The following is a 7,384-nucleotide window of genomic DNA, read 5'->3' as shown; positions in this document are numbered from 1 at the left end:
ACCACCGGGGGGGGGGCCCGCCGGTCGCCCCCCCCCCCCCCCGGGGGGCCCGGCCCGCCCCCCGCGGCTTCTTTGCGTCCCTTTTCGCATCGGCCTCCACGCCATATTGACATGATCATGAAGTGTCACGAGCCTGGCGTTCCGCACATATGTGCCGGACAACTGCAAGGGGGGCTCATGAGACGAAGAGCGAGAGCCAGATCGGTCGTCGCCGCGGGCGCGCTGCTCATCGGCGGACTCGTCGCCGCGCCGCACGCGCAGGCCGATCCGAAGGCCCCGGCCGCCGACGATCCGGCGGCCGTGAAGGTCTACGAAGCCGACGTCACCAAGCAGCAGATACCCATCCTGGTGAAGGCGGGCCAGGACGCCCATGAACTCGCGGGCCAGGCGCCCGAGCGCGGCACCGCCCGCGTCCAGGTCTATCTGACCGAGGCGCAGGCCAAGGGCGTCGAGCGCGAGGGCATCGAACTCACCGAGCACAAGGTCTCGGCGAGCACGGAGAAGAAGCTCAAGGCCGCGGGGGACGGCGTCTTCAGGCCGTACGGCGGAAAGGGCGGCCTGAAGGAGGAGATCGTCAAGACCGGGCAGGCCCACCCCGGGATCACCAAGGTCGTCTCCATCGGCAAGACGCTCAAGGGGCAGGACATCCTCGCGCTCAAGCTCTCCAAGGGCGCGAGCAAGTCCAAGGACGGCTCCAAGCCCGCCACGCTCTACCTCTCCAACCAGCACGCGCGCGAGTGGATCACCCCCGAGATGAACCGCCGCCTGCTCCACCACTACCTCGACAACTACGGCAAGGACCAGCGCATCACCAAGCTGGTGGACTCCACCGAGCTGTGGTTCGTGCTCTCGGCCAACCCTGACGGCTACGACTTCACGCACGCCGCCGACGGCAACCGCCAGTGGCGCAAGAACCTCCGCGACATCGACGGCGACGGCAAGATCGCGGCGGGCGACGGCGTCGACCTCAACCGCAACTTCGCCTACAAGTGGGGCTACGACAACGAGGGTTCGTCCCCGGAGCCCTCCTCCGAGACCTACCGCGGCACGGGACCCATGTCCGAGCCCGAGACCAAGGCGCTCGACCGCCTCCAGAAGCGCATCGGCTTCGAGTACGGCATCAACTACCACTCGGCGGCCGAACTGATCCTCTACGGAGTGGGCTGGCAGGTCGCGACGCCCACCCCGGACGACGTGCTCTACAAGGCCCTCGCGGGCACTCCCGAGAAGCCCGCAATCCCCGGCTACCACCCGCAGGTCGCCTCCGAGCTCTACACCACCAACGGCGAGGCGGACGGCCACGCGGGCAACATCAACGGCATCTCGATGTTCACGCCGGAGATGTCCACCTGCCAGACCGTCTCCGCGCTCGACCCGAACGACCCCTGGAAGCCCGAGGACTGCGCCTCGATCTTCACCTTCCCGGACGACGAGAAGCTGATCCAGCAGGAGTTCGCGAAGAACATCCCCTTCGCGCTCGCCGTCGCCGAGACCGCCGCCCACCCCGACCAGCCGGTCTCCGTCCCCGGCATCGAGGCCCCCGACTTCACCCCGGACGCCTTCACGACGTCGTACGCGCGCGGAGCCGACCAGGAGGTCGCCGTCACCGCCCGCAAGTCGGTGCGCGACAAGGAGCTCAACTACCGCGTCAACGGCGGCCGTACGCACGATGACGACCTCAAGGCCTGGAAGGGCGGCGAGACGTACGGCGGCGAGGACAACCTGCACTTCGACCAGTACCGCGCCGCCGTCGAGGACGCGCGCGTGGGCGACAAGGTCGAGGTGTGGTTCACCGGGCGCACCAAGAAGGGCCGCACGGAGAGCGAGCACTTCACGTACACCGTCGCCGAACGCCCCAAGGCGAAGACGCTCGTCGTCGCCGAGGAAGGCGCCACCGCCACACAGGCCCAGAAGTACGTCGACGCCCTCAAGGGCAACGGGCGTTCGGCCGCGGTCTGGGACGTCGCCGAGAAGGGCGCCCCGCACCCGCTGGGCGTGCTCGGCCACTTCTCGACGGTCGTGCACTACACCGGCGACCCGGTACCCGGCGCGCCCACCCAACTCGCCCTGCGCGCCTACCTCAACGAGGGCGGCAAGCTGATCGAGTCCGGCGAGCGCACGGGCGGCAACGTGGACCTCGGTGACGCGCTCACCGACGACTTCGCGCAGTACTACCTGGGCGCGTACGAACGCCTCTCCGCACCCGGCGCCAACAGCTTCGCCGGCAGCGGGGCGCTCGACGGCGTCAAGACCCCGCTCGCGGCGGCCGGCGCCAACCCCCTGGACAAGGCGGGCCGTTACACCGTCACGTCCGACAACCTGCCCGCCGACGACTTCCCGCAGTTCAAGAGCGCGGCCGCCGGCAGCTACCCCGGACTCAGCAACCCGTACGCACCCTTCGAGGGCCAGGGCATGGCATCGGCGACCCATGCCGACCAGGACTGGAAGCGGCTGACCCGCACCATCGACCTGACCAGTGTCACGGCCGCGGACGCGCCGGAGCTGCGGTTCGCGCTCAACTGGAACCTGGAGCCGGGCTACGACCACGGCATCCTGGAGGCGCACACCCCGGGCGCCGACGACTGGACCACGCTCCCGGACAAGAACGGGGGCTCCAAGACGGACGTGCCCGCGGAGTGCGGGGCCGGGTTCTTCATCAACGGCCACCCGTTCCTGCGCCACTACCTGACGCAGACGGCGACCGGCTGCACGGCCAGCGGCAGCAGCGGCGCCTGGAACAGCTTCACCGGCGCGGCGGGCGGCTTCAAGCCCGTCGCCTTCGACCTCAGTGCCTACGCGGGCAAGAAGGTCGAGGTGTCGCTCAGCTCCGTCACCGACCCCTCCAGCGGAGGCCGCGGCCTCTTCGCCGACAACGCGCAACTCGTCGTCGGAGGCAACGTGACGGAGACCGAAGGATTCGAGTCCGGGCTCGGTGTCTGGGCCGTCTCGCCGGCCCCGGCCGGGAGCCCCAATATCACAGGCGACTGGGCGCGCACCGGGGAGCTCTACAAGCCCCACGCGGCCGTCACAGCGCGTGACAGTGTGCTCCTCGGCTTCGGGTTCGAGCATGTGCCCGGAAACCCAGAGCGCACCGCTCTAATGGGCGCCTCCCTGGCACATCTGAGCCGCTGACGCTCCGTGACGAAGGCTGGCCCGTGCCCCTACTGGACGGTACGGGCCAACCTGCCGCCGAAGCCCCCTCTCGATGTCACTTTGGGGCCATCAGAGAGGTAGGGTCGGAGGCGGTCGGGGACATCCCATACATCTCGCCGGCGTCTGAAACCGGCGTACCAACGAGGAGATCGGTTCGTGACGATCCGCGTAGGCATCAACGGCTTCGGCCGCATCGGGCGCAACTACTTCCGGGCGCTGCTCGAGCAGGGTGCGGACATTGAGATCGTGGCTGTCAACGACCTGGGTGACACCGCGACGACGGCGCACCTCCTGAAGTACGACACCATCCTGGGCCGTCTCAAGGCCGAGGTGTCGCACACCGAGGACACCATCACGGTCGACGGCCACACCATCAAGGTCCTTTCCGAGCGCAACCCCGCGGACATCCCCTGGGGCCGGCTGGGCGTCGACATCGTGATCGAGTCCACGGGCATCTTCACGAAGAAGGCCGACGCCGAGAAGCACATCGCCGGCGGCGCCCAGAAGGTCCTCATCTCGGCTCCGGCCAAGGACGAGGACATCACCATCGTGATGGGCGTCAACCAGGACAAGTACGACCCCGCGCAGCACAACATCATTTCGAACGCGTCCTGCACCACCAACTGTGTGGCGCCGATGGCCAAGGTTCTGGACGAGAACTTCGGCATCGTCAAGGGCCTGATGACCACGGTCCACGCGTACACCAACGACCAGCGCATCCTGGACTTCCCGCACTCGGACCTGCGCCGCGCCCGCGCCGCCGCCGAGAACATCATTCCGACCACGACCGGTGCCGCCAAGGCCACCGCTCTGGTCCTGCCGCAGCTCAAGGGCAAGCTCGACGGCATCGCGATGCGCGTCCCGGTCCCGACCGGTTCGGCCACCGACCTGGTCGTCGAGCTGCAGCGCGACGTCACCAAGGACGAGGTCAACGCCGCGTTCAAGAAGGCCGCCGACGACGGCGACCTGAAGGGCGTCCTCTACTACACGGAGGACCCGATCGTGTCCTCGGACATCGTCGGCGACCCGGCGTCCTGCACCTTCGACTCGTCCCTGACCATGGTCCAGGACGGCAAGTCGGTGAAGATCCTCGGCTGGTACGACAACGAGTGGGGTTACTCCAACCGCCTCGTCGACCTCACGGTCTTCGTCGGCGGCCAGCTCTGATCGTCAGAGCAGACACCTCGATGTGAGTACAGGGTCCGGACCGCGCAATACTGCGGTCCGGGCCTTGTTGCACGTCAGCCCTCTTAAGGAGTCCTGGAGTCCAGCCATGAAGACGATTCGTGAACTTCTCGCCGAAGGGGTCGAAGGCAAGCGGGTCTTCGTCCGCGCCGACCTCAATGTGCCGCTCGCCGACGGCACCATCACCGACGACGGCCGCATCCGCGCCGTCCTGCCGACCGTCAAGGCGCTCGCGGACGCGGGCGCCAAGGTGGTCGTCGCCTCGCACCTGGGCCGCCCCAAGGGCGCCCCGGACCCGGCGTTCTCGCTGCTGCCCGCCGCCGAGCGGCTCGGTGAACTCCTGGGCGCGCCCGTCGCGTTCGCGCAGGACACCGTGGGCCCCGCCGCGCACGACGCGGTGGACGGACTGCAGCCCGGCCAGGTCGCCGTCATCGAGAACCTCCGCTTCAACGCCGGCGAGACGTCCAAGGACGACGCCGAGCGCGGCGCCTTCGCCGACCAGCTCGCCGCCCTTGCGGATGTCTACGTAGGGGACGGTTTCGGTGCCGTGCACCGCAAGCACGCCTCCGTGTACGACCTGCCGGCGCGCCTGCCGCACTACGCGGGCTACCTCATCGCCACCGAGGTCGGCGTCCTGAAGAAGCTCACCGAGGACGTCAAGCGCCCCTACGTGGTCGCGCTCGGCGGCGCCAAGGTCTCCGACAAGCTGGCCGTCATCGACCAGCTGCTCGGCAAGGCCGACCGCCTCCTGATCGGCGGTGGCATGGCCTACACCTTCCTGAAGGCGCAGGGCCACGAGGTCGGCATCTCCCTCCTCCAGGAGGACCAGATCCCGAAGGTCAAGGAGTACATCAAGCGCGCGGAGGAGAGCGGCGTCGAGCTGGTGCTCCCCGTCGACGTACTGGTCTCCACCGACTTCCCGGACCTGAAGACCAAGGCCCCGGCCAACCCCACCACGGTCGCCGCGGACGCCATCCCGGCCGACCAGGAGGGTCTCGACATCGGACCCGAGACCCGTAAGCTCTACGCCTCGAAGCTCGCCGACGCGGCCACCGTCTTCTGGAACGGCCCGATGGGCGTCTTCGAGCACCCGGACTACGCCGAGGGCACCAAGGCGGTCGCCCAGGCTCTCCTCGACTCCCCGGCCTTCACGGTCGTCGGCGGTGGCGACAGCGCCGCGGCCGTCCGGATCCTGGGCTTCGACGAGAACGCATTCGGCCACATTTCCACCGGCGGCGGAGCCTCCCTCGAATACCTCGAGGGCAAGACGCTCCCCGGCCTCGCGGCACTGGAGAACTGACACCTGATGACTACGCGTACCCCGCTGATGGCGGGCAACTGGAAGATGAACCTCAACCACCTCGAGGCCATCGCCCACGTCCAGAAGCTCGCCTTCGCCCTGGCCGACAAGGACTACGAGGCCGTCGAGGTCGCCGTCCTGCCGCCCTTCACCGATCTGCGCTCCGTGCAGACCCTGGTCGACGGCGACAAGCTCAAGATCAAGTACGGCGCCCAGGACATCTCGGCGCACGACTCCGGCGCGTACACCGGCGAGATCTCGGGCCCGATGCTCGCCAAGCTGAAGTGCACGTATGTGGCCGTGGGCCACTCCGAGCGCCGCCAGTACCACGACGAGACCGACGAGGTCTGCAACGGCAAGGTGAAGGCCGCCTACAAGCACGGCCTGACCCCGATCCTCTGCGTCGGCGAGGGCCTCGACATCCGTGAGGCCGGCCAGCAGATCCAGTACACGCTCAACCAGATCGACGGTGGCCTCAAGGGCATCCCCGCCGAGCAGGCCGAGTCCATCGTCATCGCGTACGAGCCGGTGTGGGCCATCGGCACCGGCAAGGTCGCGACCCCCGAGGATGCCCAGGAGGTCTGCGGTGCGATCCGCGGCCGTCTGGCCGAGCTGTACTCGCAGGAGCTCGCCGACAAGGTGCGCATCCAGTACGGCGGCTCCGTGAAGTCCGGCAACGTGGCCGCGATCATGGCGCAGCCCGATGTCGACGGTGCCCTGGTGGGTGGCGCCGCCCTTGACACGGACGAGTTCGTCAAGATCGTCCGCTTCAGCGACCAGTGAGTATGCGGTAGCGGCGTTACGACGTACCCTTGCGGGGGTCGGAGGCTCTGGTTTCTAGCTTCAAGGGCTAAGAAGAAGAGCCACCGGCCCCCGTCGTCGATTCAGATCCGAGGAAGTTGGTCCAGCCGTGGTTATGGGGTTCTCGATCGCCCTCATCGTCTTCAGCCTGCTGATGATGCTGCTGGTGCTGATGCACAAGGGCAAGGGCGGCGGCCTCTCCGACATGTTCGGTGGCGGCATGCAGTCGTCCGTCGGCGGCTCGTCGGTCGCCGAGCGCAATCTCGACCGCATCACCGTTGTGGTCGGTCTTCTCTGGTTCGCGTGCATTGTCGTACTCGGCCTGCTGATGAAGGTGAACAACTGACCGCGAAAGCGGCTTGATTACCACCTTGCGAAATCATCGCTGAAAGCCCCATGTACGGTGCGTGCTCTCCAGCGCGGATTATCATGGGGCTTGCGTCTCGGGGCGGGGTGTAACTCCAAACACTGGACGCGCGTTGGGCCTTACGTAGACTGAGGCGCCCGCAGCAGCACCATCACGCAGGGAGTTACGACCGTGGCAAGTGGCAACGCGATCCGAGGAAGTCGGGTCGGGGCGGGGCCGATGGGCGAGGCCGAGCGCGGTGAGTCCGCGCCGCGACTGCGCATCTCCTTCTGGTGCTCCAACGGACACGAGACGGTGCCCAGCTTCGCCAGCGACGCGCAGGTTCCCGATACTTGGGACTGCCCCCGCTGCGGCTTCCCGGCAGGTCAGGACCGGGACAACCCGCCGGACCCGCCCCGCACCGAGCCGTACAAGACGCACCTGGCGTATGTACGGGAGCGGCGCAGCGACGCGGACGGCGAGGCCATTCTCGCGGAGGCGCTCGCCAAACTGCGGGGCGAGATCTAGGACTTGCGAAGGGCCGGACACCTGAGGGTGTTCGGCCGCTGCGCTTTTCATGGGCCGGTCGGCCTTTCATG

General features: G+C 68.1%; 6 protein-coding genes. All 6 read left to right on the top strand.

Translation table 11 applies throughout. The annotated features are described in order from the left end of the window. Nucleotides 1-177 precede the first annotated feature (177 nt). On the top strand, nucleotides 178-3,132 hold the full coding sequence (locus ACFWY6_RS22830; protein WP_384693266.1) for a M14 family zinc carboxypeptidase: 2,955 nt from the start codon (nucleotides 178-180) through the stop codon (nucleotides 3,130-3,132). A gap of 177 nt (nucleotides 3,133-3,309) precedes the next feature. Further along, nucleotides 3,310-4,320, top strand: a complete 1,011-nt coding sequence (gene gap, locus ACFWY6_RS22825; protein WP_384693263.1) for a type I glyceraldehyde-3-phosphate dehydrogenase — start codon at nucleotides 3,310-3,312, stop codon at nucleotides 4,318-4,320. A gap of 106 nt (nucleotides 4,321-4,426) precedes the next feature. Then, entirely contained in the window at nucleotides 4,427-5,638 is a 1,212-nt protein-coding gene (locus tag ACFWY6_RS22820) for a phosphoglycerate kinase (protein WP_384693260.1), read from the top strand. 6 nt (nucleotides 5,639-5,644) lie between these two features. Beyond that, on the top strand, nucleotides 5,645-6,421 hold the full coding sequence (gene tpiA, locus ACFWY6_RS22815) for a triose-phosphate isomerase (protein ID WP_266868272.1): 777 nt from the start codon (nucleotides 5,645-5,647) through the stop codon (nucleotides 6,419-6,421). A 133-nt stretch (nucleotides 6,422-6,554) separates the two neighbouring features. Then, entirely contained in the window at nucleotides 6,555-6,785 is a 231-nt protein-coding gene (secG, locus tag ACFWY6_RS22810) for a preprotein translocase subunit SecG (RefSeq protein ID WP_135329442.1), read from the top strand. Between the two features lie 192 nt (nucleotides 6,786-6,977). Next, nucleotides 6,978-7,313 (top strand): RNA polymerase-binding protein RbpA, encoded by a 336-nt coding sequence (locus ACFWY6_RS22805; protein ID WP_078077905.1) that lies wholly within the window; start codon nucleotides 6,978-6,980, stop codon nucleotides 7,311-7,313. Nucleotides 7,314-7,384 lie beyond the last annotated feature (71 nt).

This window comes from Streptomyces sp. NPDC059037 (assembly GCF_042740015.1).
Lineage (GTDB): Bacteria > Actinomycetota > Actinomycetes > Streptomycetales > Streptomycetaceae > Streptomyces.
This window is presented reverse-complemented; position numbering and strand designations above follow the sequence as displayed.

Coding starts and splice junctions, on each gene's coding strand:
- ACFWY6_RS22830 (WP_384693266.1), top strand. CDS start 178: ATGAGACGAAGAGCGAGAGCCAGATCGGTCGTCGCCGCGGGCGCGCTG.
- ACFWY6_RS22820 (WP_384693260.1), top strand. CDS start 4,427: ATGAAGACGATTCGTGAACTTCTCGCCGAAGGGGTCGAAGGCAAGCGG.
- tpiA (WP_266868272.1), top strand. CDS start 5,645: ATGACTACGCGTACCCCGCTGATGGCGGGCAACTGGAAGATGAACCTC.
- secG (WP_135329442.1), top strand. CDS start 6,555: ATGGGGTTCTCGATCGCCCTCATCGTCTTCAGCCTGCTGATGATGCTG.